The organism is Burkholderia sp. LA-2-3-30-S1-D2, assembly GCF_001523915.2.
Taxonomy (GTDB): Bacteria; Pseudomonadota; Gammaproteobacteria; order Burkholderiales; family Burkholderiaceae; genus Burkholderia; species Burkholderia diffusa.
This window is the reverse complement of the sequence record NZ_CP013384.1, coordinates 3,048,573-3,070,075: the sequence shown is the minus strand read 5'-3', so window position 1 is coordinate 3,070,075 and position 21,503 is coordinate 3,048,573. Positions and strand designations below refer to the sequence as shown.

The window sequence follows — 21,503 nt, the reverse complement described above, 5'->3', positions numbered from 1 at the left end:
CTCCGGTCAGAAGTCGCTATCGAGGCCGTCCTGGACCTGTTCGGCCGCACGCAGCACCGCGCGCGCCTTGTTCTCGGTCTCTTGCCATTCGGATTCGGGCACCGAGTCCGCGACGACGCCGGCCGCCGCTTGCACGTACAGGTTGCCGTTGTGGATCAGGCCCGTGCGGATCGCGATCGCGAGATCCATCTCGCCCGAGAACGACAGGTAGCCGACGGCGCCGCCGTACAACCCGCGCTTGATCGGCTCGAGCTCGTCGATCAGTTCCATCGCGCGCACCTTCGGCGCGCCGGACAGCGTGCCGGCCGGGAACGTCGCGCGCAGCACGTCGTAGTTCGTCATGCCGGGCTTCAGCTTGCCTTCGACCGAGCTGACGATGTGCTGCACGTGCGAGTACTTCTCGATCACCATCTTGTCGGTCACCTGCACCGAGCCGATCTCCGCGATGCGGCCGACGTCGTTGCGCGCGAGGTCGATCAGCATCACGTGCTCGGCGATTTCCTTCGGATCGTTCAGCAGTTCGGTCGCGAGTTCCGCGTCGCGCTCGGGCGTGTTGCCGCGCGGACGCGTGCCGGCCAGCGGACGGATCGTGACGATCTGGTCATCGCCGCGCTTTTCCTGGCGCACGAGGATTTCCGGCGATGCGCCGACCACGTGGAAAGCGCCGAAGTTGTAGTAATACATGTACGGCGACGGATTCAGCGAACGCAGCGCGCGATACAGCGACAGCGGATTGTCGCGGTACGGCTTCGTGAGCCGCTGGCCGACCTGGATCTGCATCAGTTCGCCGGCCGCGATGTATTCCTTCGCCTGGCGCACGGCGGCCAGATAGTCTTCCTTCTTGAACTCGCGGAACGTCTCGGTGCGCACGCTCGCCGACGTCACGGGCGGCTGCACGGTCGTGCGCAGGCGCTGCTTCAGTTCGCGCAGGCGTTGCTTTGCCTTCGTATAGGCCTCTGGCTGGGCCGGGTCCGCATAGATGATCAGGTAGAGCTTGCCGGCGAGATTGTCGATCACCGCGACTTCCTCGGTGAGCAGCAACTGGATGTCGGGCAGGCCGAGATCGTCGCGCGGCGCGGTGTTCGCGAGCTTCTTCTCGATGTAGCGCACCGCGTCGTAGCCGAAATAACCGGCGAGGCCGCCGCAGAAGCGCGGCAGGCCCGGGCGCTGCGCGACCTTGAAGCGCGCCTGGAACGACTCGATGAATTCGAACGGGTCACCGTTGTGCGTCTCGACGACCTGGCCGTCGCGCACCACTTCGGACATGCCGTTGCGGGTGCGCACCAGCGTGCGTGCGGGCAGGCCGATGAACGAATAGCGGCCGAAGCGTTCGCCGCCGACCACCGACTCGAGCAGGAAGGAGTTGGCGCCCGCGCGTTCGGGCTGGGCCAGCTTCAGGTAGAGGGACAGCGGCGTTTCGAGGTCGGCGAGCGCTTCCGCGATCAGCGGGATGCGGTTGTAGCCTTCGTTCGCCAGCGATTGGAATTCGAGTTCGGTCATGTTCCGGTCCTGTTCGGGACGAGCGGCGGAGTGCGCCAGGGATCACTTGACGCTGCGCGGGCTGCCGTCGGCGAAAGGGCGGTCGATCGAGAAGTGCCTGTTGCCGGCCGGCACTCCGGGCGTGAACGTCGCGAGCCTGCGGCCGATCCTGAACGCAAGCGTTCGGACACGGTAGAACTCGAGGTGGTGCGACGATCGGCGCGCGGATGCGCAGCGAGATAAAAAACGGCGCTGAAGACGTGCCTCAGCGTACCTCATCGAAGAGGTTAGCGCGACCAGCGACGCCAGGGCCAGGCTCCCCGGTCGATGCTGCTCAGACTCCGTTTTTTATTCAGAAACATGCGGATGGAAGAAATAATCAGATGGTTGGCCGGCCGGCGTTGTGCGCGGTAATCGCGCGGGCCGCGACCAGCAACGAATCGACTATACCATCCGAATTTATCGTTTGTATAGCTTTGCCGTGGTTGTAGCCGTACGGCACCGTCAGCGTCGCCATTCCCGCCGCGCGGCCCGCCAGCGCGTCGTTTTCCGAGTCGCCGATCGCGACCGCCGCGTCCGGCGCGACGCCGAGCGCGTCGCAGGCCGTCAGCATCGGCAGCGGATCGGGCTTCTTGCGCGCGACGCTGTCGCCGCCGAGGACGATGCCGAAGCGATCGATCAGCCCGTATTGCTCGAGCAGCTCGACGGCGAAGCGGTGCGGCTTGTTCGTCACGCACGCGAGCCGGATGCCGGCGGCGCGCAGCGCGTCGAGGCCGGTTGCGACGTCCGGATAGAGGCGCGTGTGGCGGCCGTTGATCTTCGCGTATTCGGTCTGATAGATCGCGAGCGCGTCGTCGAAGCGCGCGTGCGCCTCGTCGGGCGCGAAGCGTGGCTTCAGCACGCTGTGGATCAGGTGCTCGGAGCCCTTGCCGACGTAGCCGATCACCTCATCGCGCGACGTGGCCGGCGCGCCGAGCTGCGCGAGCATCCCGTTCAGCCCGGCCGTGAAATCGTCGGCCGTGTCGACCATCGTGCCGTCGAGGTCGATCAGCGCCGCGTCGATGCGCGGCGTCGCGAAACGGATCGTGCCGTCGGCTGCGGCCGGTGCCTGACGGGTCTGCGAGGAATCGGCCACGACGTCAGCTCCGCTCGACGGTGGCGAGCGCGGCGCGCATCTCGTCGATCACCTTGCGGTAGTCGGGCTTGCCGAAGATCGCCGAACCCGCGACGAAGGTATCCGCGCCGGCTGCCGCGATTTCCGCGATGTTGTCGGCCTTCACGCCGCCGTCCACCTCGAGCAGGATCTCGCGGCCGGTGCGCTCGGTGTATGCGTCGATGCGCGCGCGTGCTTCGCGCAGCTTGTTCAGCGTTTCCGGAATGAACGACTGGCCGCCGAAACCCGGGTTCACCGACATCAGCAGCACGAAGTCGAGGCGGTCCATCACGTGGTCGAGATAGTTCAGCGGCGTCGCCGGGTTGAACACGAGGCCGGCCTTGCAGCCGTGATCGCGGATCAGCGACAGCGTACGGTCGATGTGGTCCGAACCTTCCGGGTGGAAGCTGATCAGGTTCGCGCCGGCTTTCGCGAAATCGGGCACGATCCGGTCGACCGGGCGCACCATCAGATGCACGTCGATCGGCACCTGCACGTGCGGGCGGATCGCCTCGCAGACGAGCGGGCCGATAGTGAGGTTCGGCACATAATGGTTGTCCATCACGTCGAAGTGAATCCAGTCGGCGCCGGCGGCGACCACGTTGCGGACTTCTTCGCCGAGCCGTGCGAAGTCGGCCGACAGGATGCTGGGAGCGATACGGAATTGAGTCATGACAGGGGAGCGGGGACGCTGCGGCGCAAAACCGCCATTCTACCGTCCGGCGACCCGGTGCGCGGCGACGGGCCGTGCGGTTGCGGCCCGATTCCGAATAGAATGCCGAACCAGTGCGGCGCGCCCGCGGCCCTGCCGCTCCAGTTGGCGCGGGCGGTTACCTACAGCGGAAACATCATGAGTCAGTATCAGTTCACCGTTTCGGTGAAAACCAGCTACTTGCCGGAACAATCCGACCCCGATCGACGTCAATACGCATTCGCGTACACGCTGACCATCCGCAATACCGGGCAGGTCGCGGCGCAGCTGATCGCGCGTCACTGGATCATCACGGACAGCGAAAACCACGTGCAGGAAGTGAAGGGGCTCGGCGTCGTCGGGCACCAGCCGCTGCTGCAGCCGGGCGAACAGTTCGAATACACGAGCTGGGCCGTGATCGCGACGCCGGTCGGCACGATGCGCGGCGCGTACTTCTGCGTGGCGGAGGACGGCGAGCGGTTCGACGCGCCGGTCGACGAGTTCGCGCTGCACATGCCGCGCACGCTGCATTGAGCGTGCGGGGCCGGTCAGCGCGGCTGGCGGTCGTTGCCGCGGGCGTGCTTCTTCCTGCCCGACGACGTCCACACGACGATGAAGATCAGCAGGGCAAGCGCTACGAAAGCCTCGAGCGCGAAGATGAGCATCGGATATTGGTCGAGAAAATCTGACATGGCGGTTTCCATCAAGAACGAACATTGTATGTGGTTTGGGCCCCGGGTGGCCGGCTGGGTGGCGGCGGCCGCGACGGCAGCGCTGCTTGCCGCATGCGGCGGCGCGCCGACGCGCACGTCGGCGCTCAAGCCGCCGACCGGCGCGGCGATCGTGCCAGGGCAGATTGCCGCGAAGCGGCTCACGCCGGTCGCGTGGCAGCAGGTGCCGGGGTGGCAGGACGATTCGCTGATCGGCGCGACGGCCGCGCTGCGGCAGAACTGCGTGCGGCTCGCGCGCCAGCCCGCATGGCAGCGCGCCTGCGCGGCCGCCGACCGCCTCGACGAGCTCGACGTCGGCAGCGCACGTGCATTCTTCGAAACGTATTTCACGCCGTTTCAGCTGGCGAATACCGACGGCACGCTCGACGGGCTCGTGACCGGCTATTACGAGCCGCTGCTGCACGGCTCCCGCGTGCGTCGCGGCCCTTACCAGTACGCGCTGTACCGCTGGCCGGCTGGCTATCGCGCCGGTGCCGCGCTGCCCGCTCGCGCCCAGCTCGAGCGGGCCGGCATCCTGAACGGCAACGAACTCGTGTGGGTCGATGATCCGATCGAGGCGTTCTTCCTGCAGGTGCAGGGTTCGGGGCGCGTGCTGCTCGACGACGGCTCGGTGATGCGGGTCGGCTTTGGCGGCACCAATAACCAGCCGTATCGCTCGATCGGCAAGTGGCTGCTCGATCGCGGCGAGCTGACGCCCGCACAGGCGACGATGCAGGGCATCAAGGCTTGGGCGAAGGCAAACCCGACTCGCGTGGATGCGTTGCTCGATACGAATCCACGATTCGTGTTCTTCCGCGACATGCCGACGAAGGAAGATGCGCCGCACGGCGGCGCGGACGGCCCGATCGGCGCACTCGGCGTGCCGCTCACGGCGGAGCGTTCGATCGCGGTCGATCCGTCGTCGATCCCGCTCGGCACGCCGGTGTTCCTGCAGACCACGCGTCCGCTGACGAATACGCCGATGAACCGGCTCGTGTTCGCGCAGGACACGGGTTCCGCGATCAAGGGCGGCGTGCGGGCGGACTATTTCTGGGGGCTGGGCGACGACGCCGGCGACCAGGCCGGACGGATGAAGCAGATCGGCCGGATGTGGCTGCTGTTCCCGAATTCGTGATGCGCGGTGGTGCCGGCGTATACGTGTAGCCCGGCATCAAAGCGAAACAGCCCGATCGGTGTTGGCCGGTCGGGCTGTTTTTTTGCCTCGCGATTGCTGTTGCGCGCGGCGGTCGGGTGGCGGGGGGCTGGGGGTATCAGCCCTTGCGCTTGTCGATCACGCGGCGTGCCTTGCCGACCGAACGCTCGATCCCGTTCACGGGCAGCACATTGATCACGGCCGTCACGCCGATCAGCGACTTGATGTCGTGCGCGAGCGCTTGTCTCGCCGCATGGATTGCCGCCGTGTCGGGGGCAGTTTCGGGGCACGGCTCGACATTGAGCGTCAGCACGTCGAGCGGACCTTCCTTCGTCAGCACGATCTGATAGTGCGGTGCAAGCGCACGCTGTTTCAGCAGCTGCTCCTCGATCTGCGTCGGGAAGACGTTGACGCCCCGCACGATCATCATGTCGTCCGAGCGCCCGGTGATCTTTTCCATCCGGCGCATCGTGCGGGCGGTGCCGGGCAGCAGACGCGTGAGGTCGCGCGTCCGGTAGCGGATGATCGGCAGCGCTTCCTTCGTCAGCGACGTGAAGACCAGTTCGCCAAGTTCGCCGTCCGGCAATACTTCGCCGGTGTCGGGGTCGATGATTTCCGGATAGAAGTGATCTTCCCAGATGGTCGGGCCGTCCTTGGTCTCGACGCACTCCGATGCGACGCCGGGCCCCATCACTTCGGACAGCCCATAGATGTCGACCGCGTCGATGCCCATCCGATGCTCGATGGCCATGCGCATGTCGTTGGTCCAGGGCTCCGCGCCGAAGATGCCGATGCGCAGCGAGCTTTGTGCGGGGTCGAGGCCCTGGCGCTCGATTTCGTCGGCGATCGACAGCATATAGCTCGGCGTCACCATGATGATGTCGGGCCGGAAATCCTGGATCAACTGCACCTGCTTTTCGGTCTGGCCACCGCCGAACGGAATCACGGTCAGTCCCGCGCGTTCGGCGCCGTAGTGTGCGCCGAGCCCGCCGGTGAACAGCCCGTATCCATAACTGACATGAACCTTGTCGCCACGCCGCGCACCCGCCGCGCGGATCGAGCGCGCGACGAGATTGGCCCAAGTGTCGATGTCGCGCGCCGTATAGCCGACGACGGTCGGCTTGCCGGTCGTGCCCGACGACGCGTGAATGCGCGAGATCTGGTCCTGCGGCACCGCGAACATCCCGAACGGGTAGCTGTCGCGCAGGTCGCTCTTGGTCGTGAACGGGAAGCGCGACAGATCCGTGAGCGTCTTCAGGTCGTCGGGATGGACGCCCGCTTCGTCGAATTTGCGGCGATAGACGGGAGAGTGGTCATACGCATGCCGGAGCGACCACTTCAGGCGTTCAAGCTGCAGTGCGGTAAGCTCGTCGCGCGAGGCGGTCTCGATCGGCTCGAGCGGTAGCGGGGTAGTCATGCCTGTCTCCAGTGATTGTTATGAGCGAGCGGTGGACGTCAACGTTCTTCCGGCAGCACCGTGCCCTTGATCTGGGCCGATTTGCCCCGAAACATCGCGACCGTTTCGCCTGTCTGGTTCGTGACGCGGATGTCATAGATGCCGTGCCGGCCGCTGCGCGTCTGCTCGATCGCTTCGGCCGTCAGCAGGTCGTTACCGTATACGGGACGCAGGTATTCGATCGAGCAGCCGGCCGCAACGGTATTCAGGTTGTACGAGTTGCATGCGAACGCGAAGGTCGAATCGGCGAGCGTGAAGATGATGCCGCCGTGACAGGTCTGATGTCCGTTCAGGAATTCCGGCCGTACGCGCATCTGCAGGCGTGCGTAGCCGGCCCGCACTTCGGCGATTTCCATGCCGAACGCGCGGCTGCAGGCGTCTGCGTCGTACATGGCCCGTGCCGTCGCACGGGCGAGCGCATCAGGGGTGAGCGTGTCGTTGGAGGTGGTCATGTCAACGCCCCTCGAAGCGCGGCGCACGCTTCTCGATGAACGCCTTCACGCCTTCCGCGTAGTCGTATGACTGGCCGAGCTTACGCTGCAGGTCGCGTTCGAGGTCGAGCTGCTGATCGAGCGTATTCGAGACGCTGTCGCGCATCGACTGCTTGATCGACGCGATTGCGAGCGTCGGTTGCTGCGCGAGCTGATTGGCTAGCTGACGGGCCAACGCGGCGAGCGCATCGTCATCGACCGCGCGCCAGATCAAGCCCCATTGTTCAGCCTGTTCGGCGCCGAGCTTGTCGCCGGTCAGGGCCAGCCCAAGCGCGCGTGCCATGCCGACGCGTTGCGGCAGGAACCACGTACCGCCCGAATCGGGCACGAGCCCGATCTTGACGAAGGCCTGAATAAAGCTGCTCGAGCGTGCCGCGAACACGATGTCGCAGGCGAGTGCGAGATTCGCGCCGGCGCCCGCCGCCGTCCCGTTGACGGCGGCGATCACCGGAATCGGCATGCGTTGCAGGCGGCGAATCAGCGGATTGAAATGCTCGTCGATCAGCGTGCCGAGGTCGGTGGACGCGCCCGGTGTGAAGTCGAGATCGGCCAGGTCCTGGCCTGCGCAAAAGCCGCGCCCCGCACCCGTCAGGATCAGCGCACGTGCGCTGGCCGTCTCGACTTCATCGAGCGCAGACTGCAGTTCGCGGTGCATCGCTCGCGTGAAGCTGTTCAGCTTGTCCGGGCGGTTGAGGGTGATCGTGGCCACGCGGGCAGTCTGATCGATATCCAGCTGGATCGGCTGATATGACATGCAGTGTCTCCTTCATGACTTCGTTATAGGCGCGCGGCGCGTCGGTTACATGCGCTCGATGGCGATCGCGATGCCCTGGCCGACGCCGATGCACATCGTACAGAGTGCAAAGCGGCCGCCCGTACGCTCGAGTTGGTGAAGCGCCGTGGTCACGAGCCGAGCGCCCGATGCGCCGAGCGGGTGACCGAGCGCGATCGCACCGCCGTTCGGGTTCACGCGCGGATCGTCGTCGGCGACACCGAGCATGCGCAACACCGCGAGACCTTGCGAGGCGAACGCTTCGTTCAGCTCGATCACGTCGAACTGGTCGATCGTCATCCCGAGCTGGCGCAACAGTTTCTGCGTGGCCGGCGCCGGGCCGATCCCCATCACGCGCGGTTCGACGCCTGCGGTCGCCATACCGACGACGCGTGCGCGGCGGCGCAGCCCATACTGATCGGCGGCTTCCGCGTTGGCGAGCAGCAGTGCGCATGCGCCGTCGTTGACGCCCGACGCGTTGCCGGCCGTCACCGAGCCGTGCGGGCGCACGACGCCCTTCAGCTTCGCGAGCGCCTCGAGCGACGTTTCTCGCGGATGCTCGTCACGCGATACGACGAGCGGGTCGCCTTTCTTCTGCGGAATCGTCACCGGGACGATTTCCTCGGCGAGCGTGCCGTCCTGCTGCGCACGCGCGGCCTTCTGCTGGCTGCGCAGCGCGAACAGGTCCTGATCGGCACGGCTGATACCGTAGTCGACCGCGACGTTCTCGGCCGTCTCCGGCATCGAATCGACGCCGTATTGCTGTTTCATCAGCGGATTGACGAAACGCCAGCCGATCGTCGTGTCGAAAACGGCGGTCTGGCGTGCGAATGCGCTGGTGGCCTTGCCCATCACGAACGGCGCGCGCGTCATGCTTTCGACGCCGCCCGCGATCATCAAGCGTGCCTCGCCCGCCTTGATCGCGCGCGCGGCGGTGCCGACGGCGTCCATGCCCGAACCGCACAGCCGGTTCAGCGTCGTACCCGGCACGGCGGTCGGCAGGCCCGCGAGCAGCGCGGACATGCGCGCGACGTTGCGGTTGTCTTCGCCGGCCTGGTTTGCGCAGCCGTAGATCACGTCGTCGATGGCCGACCAGTCGACATTGCGGTTGCGTTCGATCAGCGCCGTGAGCGGCACCGCACCGAGATCGTCGGCACGAACGTCTTTCAGGGAGCCGCCGTAGCGGCCGATGGGGGTGCGAATCGCGTCGCAGATGTAGGCGTCGGTCATGGGGGTGTCGATGTGCAACGAACCTGCCGGTTGGCAGATTCGTTCATGGTAGTGAACGTGACGGCGTTTGCACGTCGGCCATTCGGGTTATGCCGTTTGGCCGGCTTCCGCAGGTACAGCCTTCGGCGCAACATGGACGCGGCTTTGCACCACTCGGAACCGGTTGGCGACGAACGCCGGATCGGCGAGCGCCGCGTTGGCGGCCGGGTTCGCGCCGGTGCCGTGGAAGTCGGAGAATGCAGCCGACTGGTTGACGAATACGCCGCCCGTCAGGTTGATCGACAGCGCGACGCCGCCACGCACCGCTGCATCGTGCGCAGCGTCGAGGACCTTGTCGTCGGTGCTGTAGACGGAGAGCGTCAGCGCACCATGTTCCGCGGCGATTTTGCCGGCGAGATCGAGCGATTGCGCGGTCGAGTCGGTCGCAATCACGAACGAGATCGGGCCGAACCACTCCTGCGTGAATTTCGCTTGGTCGGCCACGTCGAGTTGCAGCACGAGCGGCGTGCGCACCCGAGCGTCGGCGAATGTCGGATGCTGGAGCGTCTGGCTGTCAGCGAGCACACGACCGAGCTTGCGGGCGTCGTCGATACGCGCGACCACGCCGTCGTTCTGGATCGCGCCGATCAGTTCGACCGAGCGAGCCGGGTCGCCGGTCAGTTTCTGCACGGAGACAGCGATCGCCTGGGCGACTTCGTCGAAGCTTGCATGGCCGTCTGCCGTCCGGATGCCGTCGCGCGGCACGTAAATGTTCTGCGGTGCCGTGCACATCTGGCCGGAGTACAGCGCTAACGAGAACGCGATGTTCTTGGCCGCGGCCTTCAGGTCGTCGGTCGAGTCGATCACGATCTGGTTGACACCGGCCTTCTCGGTATACACCTGTGCTTGATGGGCATGGTGTTCGAGCCACGTGCCGTTTTGCGTGCTGCCCGTGAAGTCGATCAGCTTGATTTCAGGACGCAGCGCGAGGTCCTGCACGAGGGCGCCGTCGTTCGGCTCGGTCGCGAGGAGCGTGACGACGTTCGGATCGAAGCCGGCTTCGCGCAGCACGTCGCGGGCGATGAGGACCGTGATCGCGAGCGGCAGGATCGCGCCCGGATGAGGTTTGACGATCACCGTGTTGCCGGTCGCCAGGTCGGCGAACAGGCCGGGGTAGCCGTTCCAGGTCGGGAACGTGCAGCAGCCGAGCACGAGGCCGGTGCCGCGCGGGACGATCGTATAGCGCTTGTGCATCGCGAGCGGCGGGTTCTTGCCTTGCGGCTTCTCCCAGTGTGCATCGGCCGGGATGCGGCGCAACTCGTCCCAGGCGTAGGCGACCGCTTCGAGCGCACGATCCTGCGCGTGCGGGCCCCCGGCCTGGAATGCCATCATGAACGCCTGGCCCGTCGTGTGCATCACGCTGTAGGCAATTTCGAAGCTCGCGCGATTCAGCCGTGCGAGGATTTCGAGACTGACGCCGATCCAGGCGCTCGGGCCGGCTTCGCGCCATGCGCGCTGGGCCGCGGCGGCCGCGGCAATCAGTTCGTCGGGTGTCGATTTCGGATAGCGGATGCCCAGCGCGATCCCGTACGGCGACTGCTCTGCGCCGACGGTTCCGCCGGAAGCCGGCTGGTCGAGCACGAACGTGTTGCCGAGGTGTGCCTTGAACGCCGCTTCGCCGTCGGCGTTGGCGCTTTCCCCGTACACTTTGGGACTCGGCATTTCCGCGAACGGGCTCCAGTACCCGCGGCTCTCGATGGCGGCGAGGGCGTGTTTCAGCGTGTCTTCGTGCTTCGTGAACAGTGCATGGGTCATGGCGGCGGCCTGATGGACATAGGGAAGGGTTGGATCGATTAATTAACCGACCGGTTGGTCGGAGAATGGTAGCATCAAACTATTCGCATGTGCGAGGCGTTTCTCATTTCATTGATCGAGGAGAAATAGATGTCTTACGAGAACATCCTGGTGGAGACCCGGGGGCGAGTCGGGCTGATCACACTGAACCGTCCGAAGGCGCTGAATGCGCTGAACGATGCGCTGATGGATGAGTTGGGCGCTGCGCTGAAAGCGTTCGACGCAGACGAAGCGATTGGCGCGATCGTCGTGACGGGGAGCGAGAAGGCGTTCGCGGCCGGGGCCGACATCGGCATGATGGCGACCTATTCCTATATGGATGTTTATCGCGGCGACTACATCACCCGTAACTGGGAGACCGTCCGCGAGATCCGCAAGCCGATCATTGCTGCCGTGGCGGGCTTTGCGCTTGGCGGTGGTTGCGAGCTCGCGATGATGTGCGACATCATCTTCGCAGCGGATACGGCCAAGTTCGGCCAGCCCGAAATCAAGCTGGGCGTGATGCCGGGCGCAGGCGGCACGCAGCGTCTGCCGCGCGCGGTGTCCAAGGCGAAGGCAATGGACATGTGCCTGACGGCGCGCTTCATGGACGCGGCCGAGGCGGAACGGGCGGGGCTCGTGTCGCGCGTGCTGCCGGCTGACAAACTGCTCGACGAAGCGATTGCCGCTGCGACGACGATTGCCGAGTTTTCACTGCCGGCGGTCATGATGGTCAAGGAGTCGGTGAATCGCGCGTACGAGACGACACTGGCCGAGGGTGTCCATTTCGAGCGTCGACTGTTCCATTCGCTGTTCGCGACCGAAGATCAGAAGGAAGGGATGGCGGCATTCGTCGAGAAGCGGAAGCCGGTATTCAAGAACCGCTGATTTGGCAGTGGCTGGGTGGCGCCTGGCGAGCGGCGGGTGTCGGTCGTCGGCAAGATCGCCCGGGGCAATGAGCCCGAAGCCCCCGTGCGCGTTAGCGCACGGGGGCTTTTTCAAAATATTTTCACAAAGGGGGTTGCGCAGACTGGGGCAGGTGCATAGAATCACGCCTCTTTCGCGCTAACGGAAACGCGGCGCGGGGGAAGAAGGGAAGCGGTGCGATGGAGGGTCGGTTGTAGAGCCCCGGCGCACACGAAGTTGAACCCGGTCGTCGCAACGAAGCAGTTCAAAAAGTTGTTGACTGACTGAAAAAGACGGTTCATAATTTCGCTTCTCTGCTGCTGAAAACGCAGCGCTGCTGAGAAACTCCAGGTTTCTCGCAGAAATGCTCTTTAAAAATTAACAGCCGATAAGTGTGGGCGCTTGATGGAAGCGAGCTGATCTTCGGATCAGATAGCGAAAGTATCAAGAGTCTCACACTAAAGTAAGTCAGGTTTATGAAGCAATTCATATTCCTGTCAGCTTTGAGTGAGCGACCGGTTCTTAACCGAACCGAAAACAGTAACAGGTTTAAACTGAAGAGTTTGATCCTGGCTCAGATTGAACGCTGGCGGCATGCCTTACACATGCAAGTCGAACGGCAGCACGGGTGCTTGCACCTGGTGGCGAGTGGCGAACGGGTGAGTAATACATCGGAACATGTCCTGTAGTGGGGGATAGCCCGGCGAAAGCCGGATTAATACCGCATACGATCTACGGATGAAAGCGGGGGACCTTCGGGCCTCGCGCTATAGGGTTGGCCGATGGCTGATTAGCTAGTTGGTGGGGTAAAGGCCTACCAAGGCGACGATCAGTAGCTGGTCTGAGAGGACGACCAGCCACACTGGGACTGAGACACGGCCCAGACTCCTACGGGAGGCAGCAGTGGGGAATTTTGGACAATGGGCGAAAGCCTGATCCAGCAATGCCGCGTGTGTGAAGAAGGCCTTCGGGTTGTAAAGCACTTTTGTCCGGAAAGAAATCCTTGGTTCTAATATAGCCGGGGGATGACGGTACCGGAAGAATAAGCACCGGCTAACTACGTGCCAGCAGCCGCGGTAATACGTAGGGTGCAAGCGTTAATCGGAATTACTGGGCGTAAAGCGTGCGCAGGCGGTTTGCTAAGACCGATGTGAAATCCCCGGGCTCAACCTGGGAACTGCATTGGTGACTGGCAGGCTAGAGTATGGCAGAGGGGGGTAGAATTCCACGTGTAGCAGTGAAATGCGTAGAGATGTGGAGGAATACCGATGGCGAAGGCAGCCCCCTGGGCCAATACTGACGCTCATGCACGAAAGCGTGGGGAGCAAACAGGATTAGATACCCTGGTAGTCCACGCCCTAAACGATGTCAACTAGTTGTTGGGGATTCATTTCCTTAGTAACGTAGCTAACGCGTGAAGTTGACCGCCTGGGGAGTACGGTCGCAAGATTAAAACTCAAAGGAATTGACGGGGACCCGCACAAGCGGTGGATGATGTGGATTAATTCGATGCAACGCGAAAAACCTTACCTACCCTTGACATGGTCGGAATCCTGCTGAGAGGTGGGAGTGCTCGAAAGAGAACCGGCGCACAGGTGCTGCATGGCTGTCGTCAGCTCGTGTCGTGAGATGTTGGGTTAAGTCCCGCAACGAGCGCAACCCTTGTCCTTAGTTGCTACGCAAGAGCACTCTAAGGAGACTGCCGGTGACAAACCGGAGGAAGGTGGGGATGACGTCAAGTCCTCATGGCCCTTATGGGTAGGGCTTCACACGTCATACAATGGTCGGAACAGAGGGTTGCCAACCCGCGAGGGGGAGCTAATCCCAGAAAACCGATCGTAGTCCGGATTGCACTCTGCAACTCGAGTGCATGAAGCTGGAATCGCTAGTAATCGCGGATCAGCATGCCGCGGTGAATACGTTCCCGGGTCTTGTACACACCGCCCGTCACACCATGGGAGTGGGTTTTACCAGAAGTGGCTAGTCTAACCGCAAGGAGGACGGTCACCACGGTAGGATTCATGACTGGGGTGAAGTCGTAACAAGGTAGCCGTATCGGAAGGTGCGGCTGGATCACCTCCTTTCCAGAGCTTCTCGCAAAATTGAGCGCTCACGCTTATCGGCTGTAAATTTAAAGACAGACTCAGGGGTCTGTAGCTCAGTCGGTTAGAGCACCGTCTTGATAAGGCGGGGGTCGTTGGTTCGAATCCAACCAGACCCACCATTGTCTGGCGGTAACACCTGAGGCAATCTGTACTCATGGGGGCATAGCTCAGCTGGGAGAGCACCTGCTTTGCAAGCAGGGGGTCGTCGGTTCGATCCCGTCTGCCTCCACCAATCACCAACGCTAAGGGCTTGGTTCAGACACTGAACCGAGAATTTTGCATTGGCGATTGAGCCAGTCAGAGGATACGTAGTATGTATCGGCTGTCGTTCTTTAACAATCTGGAAGAAGTAAGTAATTTGGATAGCGGAAGCGTCTTGAGATGGACGTGGAAACTATCCGGGTTGTGATTGTATCGATGTATCTCAAGATGATTCGAACTCTATGTTCGGCTCGATTTTGGAATACGGCACAACGCGAGAACTCAACCTGTAACGAGACAGACTCGTTATAGGGTCAAGCGAACAAGTGCATGTGGTGGATGCCTTGGCGATCACAGGCGATGAAGGACGCGGTAGCCTGCGAAAAGCTACGGGGAGCTGGCAAACGAGCTTTGATCCGTAGATGTCCGAATGGGGAAACCCACTCCTTTTGGAGTATCCATGACTGAATACATAGGTCATGTGAAGCGAACGCGGTGAACTGAAACATCTAAGTAACCGCAGGAAAAGAAATCAACCGAGATTCCCAAAGTAGTGGCGAGCGAAATGGGATGAGCCTTGCACTCTTTATTTGTATTGTTAGCCGAACGCTCTGGAAAGTGCGGCCATAGCAGGTGATAGCCCTGTAGGCGAAAACAGTATGAAAGAACTAGGTGTGCGACAAGTAGGGCGGGACACGTGAAATCCTGTCTGAAGATGGGGGGACCATCCTCCAAGGCTAAATACTCGTGATCGACCGATAGTGAACCAGTACCGTGAGGGAAAGGCGAAAAGAACCCCGGGAGGGGAGTGAAATAGATCCTGAAACCGCATGCATACAAACAGTCGGAGCCTCGTAAGGGGTGACGGCGTACCTTTTGTATAATGGGTCAGCGACTTACGTTCAGTAGCAAGCTTAACCGTATAGGGCAGGCGTAGCGAAAGCGAGTCCGAATAGGGCGTTCAGTTGCTGGGCGTAGACCCGAAACCAAGTGATCTATCCATGGCCAGGATGAAGGTGCGGTAACACGTACTGGAGGTCCGAACCCACTAACGTTGAAAAGTTAGGGGATGAGCTGTGGATAGGGGTGAAAGGCTAAACAAACTTGGAAATAGCTGGTTCTCTCCGAAAACTATTTAGGTAGTGCCTCGTGTCTCACCTTCGGGGGTAGAGCACTGTCATGGTTGGGGGGTCTATTGCAGATTACCCCGCCATAGCAAACTCCGAATACCGAAGAGTGCAATCACGGGAGACAGACATCGGGTGCTAACGTCCGGTGTCAAGAGGGAAACAACCCAGACCGCCAGCTAAGGTCCCCAAATATAGCTAAGTGGGAAACGAAGTGGGAAGGCTAAAACAGTCAGGAGGTTGGCTTAGAAGCAGCCACCCTTTAAAGAAAGCGTAATAGCTCACTGATCGAGTCGTCCTGCGCGGAAGATGTAACGGGGCTAAGCTATATACCGAAGCTGCGGATGCGTGCTTTGCACGCATGGTAGGAGAGCGTTCCGTAAGCCTGCGAAGGTGCCTTGTAAAGGGTGCTGGAGGTATCGGAAGTGCGAATGCTGACATGAGTAGCGATAAAGGGGGTGAAAGGCCCCCTCGCCGTAAGCCCAAGGTTTCCTACGCAACGTTCATCGGCGTAGGGTGAGTCGGCCCCTAAGGCGAGGCAGAAATGCGTAGCTGATGGGAAGCAGGTCAATATTCCTGCACCATTGTTAGATGCGATGGGGGGACGGATCGCGGAAGGTTGTCCGGGTGTTGGAAGTCCCGGTCGCTGCATTGGAGAAGGCACTTAGGCAAATCCGGGTGCGTAATTCAAGGGTGTGGCGCGAGCTTCTTCGGGAGCGAAGCAATTGGAAGTGGTTCCAAGAAAAGCCTCTAAGCTTCAGTCTAACGATGACCGTACCGCAAACCGACACAGGTGGGCGAGATGAGTATTCTAAGGCGCTTGAGAGAACTCGGGAGAAGGAACTCGGCAAATTGGTACCGTAACTTCGGGATAAGGTACGCCCTTGTAGCTTGACTGGCCTGCGCCAGGAGGGTGAAGGGGTTGCAATAAACTGGTGGCTGCGACTGTTTAATAAAAACACAGCACTCTGCAAACACGAAAGTGGACGTATAGGGTGTGACGCCTGCCCGGTGCCGGAAGATTAAATGATGGGGTGCAAGCTCTTGATTGAAGTCCCGGTAAACGGCGGCCGTAACTATAACGGTCCTAAGGTAGCGAAATTCCTTGTCGGGTAAGTTCCGACCTGCACGAATGGCGTAACGATGGCCACACTGTCTCCTCCCGAGACTCAGCGAAGTTGAAGTGTTTGTGATGATGCAATCTACCCGCGGCTAGACGGAAAGACCCCATGAACCTTTACTGTAGCTTTGCATTGGACTTTGAACCGATCTGTGTAGGATAGGTGGGAGGCTATGAAACCGGAACGCTAGTTTCGGTGGAGCCGTCCTTGAAATACCACCCTGGTTTGTTTGAGGTTCTAACCTTGGCCCGTGATCCGGGTCGGGGACAGTGCATGGTAGGCAGTTTGACTGGGGCGGTCTCCTCCCAAAGCGTAACGGAGGAGTACGAAGGTACGCTAGGTACGGTCGGAAATCGTGCTGATAGTGCAATGGCATAAGCGTGCTTAACTGCGAGACCGACAAGTCGAGCAGGTGCGAAAGCAGGTCATAGTGATCCGGTGGTTCTGTATGGAAGGGCCATCGCTCAACGGATAAAAGGTACTCTGGGGATAACAGGCTGATACCGCCCAAGAGTTCATATCGACGGCGGTGTTTGGCACCTCGATGTCGGCTCATCTCATCCTGGGGCTGTAGCCGGTCCCAAGGGTATGGCTGTTCGCCATTTAAAGAGGTACGTGAGCTGGGTTTAAAACGTCGTGAGACAGTTTGGTCCCTATCTGCCGTGGGCGTTGGATATTTGAAGGGGGCTGCTCCTAGTACGAGAGGACCGGAGTGGACGAACCTCTGGTGTACCGGTTGTCACGCCAGTGGCATCGCCGGGTAGCTATGTTCGGAAGAGATAACCGCTGAAAGCATCTAAGCGGGAAACTCGCCTTAAGATGAGATATCCCTGGGGACTAGATCCCCTTGAAGGGTCGTTCGAGACCAGGACGTTGATAGGTCAGGTGTGTAAGCGCAGTAATGCGTTCAGCTAACTGATACTAATTGCCCGTAAGGCTTGATCCTATAACAAGTCTGTCTCGCGCTACAGAGCGCGTCGGACTGGTTGGATTCTCGTGTGTGATACACACAACCTAAATTACTGCTTCTTCCCAGATTGGTTCTGTTGGCCACGCCAGCAGAACAACCCTCTTTGCCTGATGACCATAGCGAGTCGGTCCCACCCCTTCCCATCCCGAACAGGACCGTGAAACGACTCTACGCCGATGATAGTGCGGATTCCCGTGTGAAAGTAGGTAATCGTCAGGCTCCCTAAGCCAAGAACCCCCGCCCAAAAGGCGGGGGTTTTTGCATTTGCGCAGCGAAAAGGGGCCTGTCAGTAATTTCGTGTTCAAGGCATATGATCCTTCCCAGGAGAACCTATGCCTCGCAAACCGAAAACCCCACCGGTAGAGCTACCGGCGATTCCCGCTGAACTGCTTGAACAATTCGGCAACGGCCCGATGACGGCCGAAGCGATCAATGCCGCGACGCTAGCCCTCAAGAAGGCGCTGATCGAGCGAGCGCTGGGCGGTGAGATGAATCACCACCTCGGCTACGCGCCGGGCGCGGCAAAACCGGCCAGCGTGACGAACCAGCGCAACGGCCGTGCCGCCAAGACGGTTCTGACCGAAGACGGACCGATCCGCATCGAAGTACCGCGCGACCGCGACGGCAGTTTCGAACCACTGCTGATCCCCAAACACGAACGACGCTTCACGGGCTTCGACGACAAGATCGTTGCGATGTACGCACGGGGCATGACCGTGCGCGAGATTCAGGGCTTTGTGCTGGAGCAGTACGGCACGGAAGTTTCGCCCGAATTCATCAGTTCGGTGACCGATGAGGTCATGGCCGAAGTGACGGCCTGGCAGGCCCGGCCACTCGAACCGATGTATCCGGTCGTATTCTTCGACGCGCTGCGCGTGAAGATTCGCGAAGACGCCGTCGTGCGCAACAAGGCCGTCTATCTGGCACTGGGCATTCTGCCCGACGGCACGCGTGACATCCTGGGCCTGTGGATCGAGAACACCGAGGGCGCCAAGTTCTGGATGAAGGTATTCAATGATCTGAAAACACGCGGCGTGGGCGACATCCTGATTGCCGTGACCGACGGCCTCAAGGGCATGCCCGAAGCACTTGCGGTGGTGTTTCCGGCCACGACGCTGCAAACCTGCATCGTCCACCTGATCCGCAACAGTCTCGATTACGCGAGCTGGAAAGACCGCAAGTCCCTCGCTGCTGCGATCCGCCCGATCTATACCGCCCCGAGCGCTGAAGCCGCGCAGGCCGAGCTGGATGCGTTTGCTGACGGTCCGTGGGGGCAGAAATTCCCGCCGGTCAGCACGGCGTGGCGCAACGCCTGGGATCGCGTGATTCCGTTCTTTGCGTTCCCGCCGGGCGTGCGCAAGGTGATCTACACGACGAACGCCATCGAGAACATCAATTCGCAGCTACGCAAGATCATCAAGACCCGAGGTCACTTCCCGACCGATGATGCCGCGACGAAACTGATCTGGCTGGCGCTGCGCAACATCACTGCCGATTGGGGACGTGCCGCTCACGACTGGAAGACAGCGATGAACCAATTCGCTATCCTCTACGAGGACCGGTTCGTTCGACCATCCGTGTGAATCTCAACCCCGCCTTGAACACGGAAATTCTGACACCCCCGCGAAAAGCGCGAGTGCAGGCAATCGAACCTCTCCGGTTGTTGCTCAAGCCCTTAACCCGACCCCGCCGCTCTCCATCATCCCGGACCAATCACCCGCTTATTCGCTGCAATCTCCGGCCAGGGAGGTGACTCGTGTCCGGCGAAGCCGCCGACAAGGCACTTTTCACACCCGCCCCACGTCCGTATCGTCGCATCGGCAGTTCGGAGCCGGTCCAGCGTCGACATTTTTCATCCGCTATTCCAGTCTTTTCGCTGAACAGGCGGGAAATTCGTGCGAAATGAGGTCTTAGTCGGTCCATCCTCGTAAAATTTGCGAACCTCCACCCCAGTCGCATCCAGAATGATGAACGTCGCCACTCAGATAGCTCGGGCCGTTTGCCCGCACGATTGTCCGGACACATGCGCGATGCGCGTGACCGTCGAAAACGGCCGTGCGATCAAGGTCACGGGTGACCCCGACCATCCGCCCACGCAGGGCGTGTTGTGTACGAAAGTCAGCCGATATGCCGACCGCGTCCATCATCCCGACCGGCTCACCGTGCCCCTCAAGCGCATCGGCGCGAAGGGGGAAGGGCGCTTCGTGCCGATCAGCTGGAGCGAAGCACTTGACGAGATCGGTCGTCGTCTCGGGGAAATAGCTGCGCGTGCGCCGGAGGCGATTATGCCGTACAGCTACGCGGGAACGATGGGACTCGTGCAGGGCGAAGGCATTGCGCAGCGGTTCTTCCATAAACTCGGTGCGTCCCGGCTTGAGCGGACCATCTGCGCCGCGGCCGGTGCAGCAGGGCTGCGCTATACGTATGGCGGAAGCATCGGTATGCATCTCGAGCATTTCGAGGAAAGCGAGCTGATCCTGATCTGGGGCGCCAACCCGATCGCATCCAGCCTGCATTTCTGGACCCGAGCGCAGGAAGCCAAGCGTCGAGGCGCCCGACTGGTCGCAATCGATCCCTACCGCTCGCTGACGGCGGAGAAATGCCATCAGCACTTCGCGTTGAAGCCGGGCACCGACGGCGCGTTCGCGCTCGGCATGATGCATGTGCTGATTACCGAAGACCTGCTCGATCACGACTACATCGCGCGCCATACGCTCGGCTTCGATGCGCTCAAGGCGCGAGCCCTGTCCTATCCGCCGGAGCGTGTCGCCCAGATCTGCGGCATCGAAGTGTCGGAACTGATCGAACTCGCACGTCGTTACGGCGCGACCCGCAAGGCGTCGATTCGCCTCAATTACGGCATGCAGCGTGTGCGCGGTGGCGGCAATGCCGTGCGTGCGATTGCGAGTTTGCCTGCGCTGACAGGCGCGTGGCGCGACCGGGCCGGCGGGCTGCTGCTGTCGTCGTCGGAATTCGCTCCGGTCAATCAGTCGGCGCTGCTGCGTCCGGATCTGATGCCAGGCTGGCCACACAAACTGCCGCGCATCATCAACATGAATGCGATCGGCGATGCACTGCTGCATCCGGGCGACGCCACCTTCGGGCCGAAGGTCGAAGCGGTGATTGTCTACAATTCGAATCCGGTCGCGGTCGCGCCCGACTCGTCGAAAGTCGCCGCCGGGTTCGCGCGCGAAGATCTGTTCACGGTCGTTCTCGAGCACTTCAAGACAGATACGGTCGATTTCGCCGACATTGTGTTGCCTGCCACGACGCAACTCGAGCATCTCGATGTCCACAAGTCATACGGCCACACCTATGTGATGGCGAATCTACCGGCGATTCCGCCAGTCGGCGACGCACGGCCGAACACGGAAATCTTTCGCGGCATCGCACGCAGCATGGGGCTCGACGAGCCCGCGCTTTATCACAGCGACGAAGATGTCGCGCAGATGGCGCTCCGTTGGGACGATCCGACGCTCGACAGCGATTGGGAGACGTTGAAGCGGGCCGGCTGGCTGAAGCTCAAGGTGCCGGACGCGCCTTTCGCGAATGGCGGCTTCCGCACACCGTCCGGCAAATGCGAGTTCTACAGTGCGCGACTCGAGCAGATGGGCATGGACCCGGTGCCCGATTACCTGCCGCCGTTCGAATCGGCCGAGGCCGCCCCTGAACTCGCCGCTCGTTATCCACTGGCGATGATTTCCCCGCCGGCCCGCCACTTCCTGAACAGCACGTTCGTGAACGTGGACAGCCTGCGCAGTACGGAAGGCCAGCCGCACCTCGATATACACCCGGCCGACGCCGACGCGCGCGGCATCGGGGAGGGCGACATCGTGCGCATCTTCAACGACCGCGGATCGATGCAGGCGGTCGCGAGAGTGACCGATCGTGCGCGGGCAGGGCTCGTCGTTGGACTGTCGATCTGGTGGAAGAAATTGTCGGCGGATGGACGGAACGCGAACGAGGTGACGAGCCAGGCGCTGACCGATCTCGGCAACTCGGCGACGTTTTACGATTGTCTGGTGGAAGTTGAGCGGATTTGACCGAACTTCTTGATATGATCAGACGAATATATTCGAAAGTTCGAAGTGGGCATCTAACCCGGTTGTCTCGGCAAGGACGAGCC

Annotated in this window: 14 protein-coding genes, 2 tRNA genes and 3 rRNA genes; 10 read left to right on the top strand and 9 right to left on the bottom strand. The window is 61.6% G+C overall.

Annotation, left to right across the window (positions count from 1 at the left end; translation table 11 throughout):
- Positions 1-6: 6 nt before the first annotated feature.
- The 3 genes from trpE to rpe form a co-directional block, all read right to left on the bottom strand.
- A complete protein-coding gene (gene trpE, locus WS66_RS27225) occupies positions 7-1,500 on the bottom strand; it encodes an anthranilate synthase component I (protein WP_059608058.1) in 1,494 nt (497 codons plus the stop codon).
- Positions 1,501-1,858: 358 nt separating this feature from the next.
- On the bottom strand, positions 1,859-2,614 hold the full coding sequence (locus WS66_RS27220) for a phosphoglycolate phosphatase (RefSeq protein WP_059608059.1): 756 nt from the start codon (positions 2,612-2,614) through the stop codon (positions 1,859-1,861).
- Positions 2,615-2,618: 4 nt separating this feature from the next.
- Entirely contained in the window at positions 2,619-3,305 is a 687-nt protein-coding gene (rpe, locus tag WS66_RS27215; RefSeq protein ID WP_006482066.1) for a ribulose-phosphate 3-epimerase, read from the bottom strand.
- A 177-nt stretch (positions 3,306-3,482) separates the two neighbouring features.
- On the opposite strand from rpe, the gene apaG reads away from it, so the two are divergent.
- Positions 3,483-3,857: a Co2+/Mg2+ efflux protein ApaG gene (apaG, locus tag WS66_RS27210; RefSeq protein ID WP_057924835.1), complete on the top strand. Its 375-nt coding sequence runs from the start codon at positions 3,483-3,485 to the stop codon at positions 3,855-3,857.
- 14 nt (positions 3,858-3,871) lie between these two features.
- Here the strand turns inward: apaG and WS66_RS34490 are convergent, their stop codons facing one another.
- Positions 3,872-4,015 carry a hypothetical protein gene (locus WS66_RS34490; protein WP_006758475.1) on the bottom strand — a complete coding sequence of 48 codons (144 nt, stop codon included), beginning with the start codon at positions 4,013-4,015 and terminating at the stop codon, positions 3,872-3,874.
- Between the two features lie 28 nt (positions 4,016-4,043).
- On the opposite strand from WS66_RS34490, the gene mltA reads away from it, so the two are divergent.
- Complete coding sequence (mltA, locus tag WS66_RS27205; RefSeq protein WP_236872959.1) at positions 4,044-5,168, top strand: murein transglycosylase A; 1,125 nt, start codon at positions 4,044-4,046, stop codon at positions 5,166-5,168.
- A gap of 136 nt (positions 5,169-5,304) precedes the next feature.
- On the opposite strand, the gene paaK is transcribed toward mltA, so the two are convergent.
- The 5 genes from paaK to paaN form a co-directional block, all read right to left on the bottom strand.
- The gene (gene paaK, locus WS66_RS27200; RefSeq protein ID WP_059608060.1) at positions 5,305-6,603 is read right to left on the bottom strand and encodes a phenylacetate--CoA ligase PaaK; all 1,299 of its coding nucleotides are present in this window, start codon (positions 6,601-6,603) and stop codon (positions 5,305-5,307) included.
- 38 nt (positions 6,604-6,641) lie between these two features.
- The gene (gene paaI / locus WS66_RS27195) at positions 6,642-7,094 is read right to left on the bottom strand and encodes a hydroxyphenylacetyl-CoA thioesterase PaaI (protein WP_059608061.1); all 453 of its coding nucleotides are present in this window, start codon (positions 7,092-7,094) and stop codon (positions 6,642-6,644) included.
- Between the two features lies 1 nt (position 7,095).
- Positions 7,096-7,887 (bottom strand): 2-(1,2-epoxy-1,2-dihydrophenyl)acetyl-CoA isomerase PaaG, encoded by a 792-nt coding sequence (gene paaG, locus WS66_RS27190; RefSeq protein ID WP_059608062.1) that lies wholly within the window; start codon positions 7,885-7,887, stop codon positions 7,096-7,098.
- Positions 7,888-7,932: 45 nt separating this feature from the next.
- Positions 7,933-9,135, bottom strand: coding sequence for a 3-oxoadipyl-CoA thiolase (gene pcaF, locus WS66_RS27185; RefSeq protein WP_059608063.1), 1,203 nt, complete (start codon positions 9,133-9,135; stop codon positions 7,933-7,935).
- 87 nt (positions 9,136-9,222) lie between these two features.
- A complete protein-coding gene (gene paaN / locus WS66_RS27180; protein WP_059608064.1) occupies positions 9,223-10,929 on the bottom strand; it encodes a phenylacetic acid degradation protein PaaN in 1,707 nt (568 codons plus the stop codon).
- Positions 10,930-11,058: 129 nt separating this feature from the next.
- Here paaN and WS66_RS27175 point away from each other — a divergent pair, with 129 nt between their 5' ends.
- The 8 genes from WS66_RS27175 (at position 11,059) to WS66_RS27130 (ending at position 21,420) form a co-directional block, all read left to right on the top strand.
- The gene (locus WS66_RS27175) at positions 11,059-11,835 is read left to right on the top strand and encodes an enoyl-CoA hydratase (protein WP_059608065.1); all 777 of its coding nucleotides are present in this window, start codon (positions 11,059-11,061) and stop codon (positions 11,833-11,835) included.
- A gap of 569 nt (positions 11,836-12,404) precedes the next feature.
- Positions 12,405-13,937 (top strand): 16S ribosomal RNA (locus tag WS66_RS27165).
- Between the two features lie 63 nt (positions 13,938-14,000).
- Positions 14,001-14,077: transfer RNA gene (locus WS66_RS27160), tRNA-Ile, on the top strand.
- A 37-nt stretch (positions 14,078-14,114) separates the two neighbouring features.
- A tRNA-Ala gene (locus WS66_RS27155) sits at positions 14,115-14,190 on the top strand.
- Positions 14,191-14,471: 281 nt separating this feature from the next.
- Positions 14,472-17,353 (top strand): 23S ribosomal RNA (locus WS66_RS27145).
- 130 nt (positions 17,354-17,483) lie between these two features.
- A 5S ribosomal RNA gene (gene rrf, locus WS66_RS27140) occupies positions 17,484-17,596 on the top strand.
- Together the 16S, 23S and 5S rRNA genes with 2 tRNA genes alongside form the textbook arrangement of a ribosomal RNA operon.
- A gap of 113 nt (positions 17,597-17,709) precedes the next feature.
- Positions 17,710-18,960 carry an IS256 family transposase gene (locus WS66_RS27135; RefSeq protein ID WP_108064732.1) on the top strand — a complete coding sequence of 417 codons (1,251 nt, stop codon included), beginning with the start codon at positions 17,710-17,712 and terminating at the stop codon, positions 18,958-18,960.
- A 384-nt stretch (positions 18,961-19,344) separates the two neighbouring features.
- Positions 19,345-21,420 (top strand): molybdopterin-containing oxidoreductase family protein, encoded by a 2,076-nt coding sequence (locus WS66_RS27130; RefSeq protein ID WP_059608336.1) that lies wholly within the window; start codon positions 19,345-19,347, stop codon positions 21,418-21,420.
- The last annotated feature ends 83 nt before the right edge of the window (positions 21,421-21,503 follow it).

What these genes read in the sequence shown, in the direction of transcription:
- trpE (WP_059608058.1), bottom strand. Translation starts at nt 1,500, where the DNA reads ATGACCGAACTCGAATTCCAATCGCTGGCGAACGAAGGCTACAACCGC.
- rpe (WP_006482066.1), bottom strand. Translation starts at nt 3,305, where the DNA reads ATGACTCAATTCCGTATCGCTCCCAGCATCCTGTCGGCCGACTTCGCA.
- apaG (WP_057924835.1), top strand. Translation starts at nt 3,483, where the DNA reads ATGAGTCAGTATCAGTTCACCGTTTCGGTGAAAACCAGCTACTTGCCG.
- WS66_RS34490 (WP_006758475.1), bottom strand. Translation starts at nt 4,015, where the DNA reads ATGTCAGATTTTCTCGACCAATATCCGATGCTCATCTTCGCGCTCGAG.
- mltA (WP_236872959.1), top strand. Translation starts at nt 4,044, where the DNA reads ATGTGGTTTGGGCCCCGGGTGGCCGGCTGGGTGGCGGCGGCCGCGACG.
- paaK (WP_059608060.1), bottom strand. Translation starts at nt 6,603, where the DNA reads ATGACTACCCCGCTACCGCTCGAGCCGATCGAGACCGCCTCGCGCGAC.
- paaI (WP_059608061.1), bottom strand. Translation starts at nt 7,094, where the DNA reads ATGACCACCTCCAACGACACGCTCACCCCTGATGCGCTCGCCCGTGCG.
- paaG (WP_059608062.1), bottom strand. Translation starts at nt 7,887, where the DNA reads ATGTCATATCAGCCGATCCAGCTGGATATCGATCAGACTGCCCGCGTG.
- pcaF (WP_059608063.1), bottom strand. Translation starts at nt 9,135, where the DNA reads ATGACCGACGCCTACATCTGCGACGCGATTCGCACCCCCATCGGCCGC.
- paaN (WP_059608064.1), bottom strand. Translation starts at nt 10,929, where the DNA reads ATGACCCATGCACTGTTCACGAAGCACGAAGACACGCTGAAACACGCC.
- WS66_RS27175 (WP_059608065.1), top strand. Translation starts at nt 11,059, where the DNA reads ATGTCTTACGAGAACATCCTGGTGGAGACCCGGGGGCGAGTCGGGCTG.
- WS66_RS27135 (WP_108064732.1), top strand. Translation starts at nt 17,710, where the DNA reads ATGCCTCGCAAACCGAAAACCCCACCGGTAGAGCTACCGGCGATTCCC.
- WS66_RS27130 (WP_059608336.1), top strand. Translation starts at nt 19,345, where the DNA reads ATGAACGTCGCCACTCAGATAGCTCGGGCCGTTTGCCCGCACGATTGT.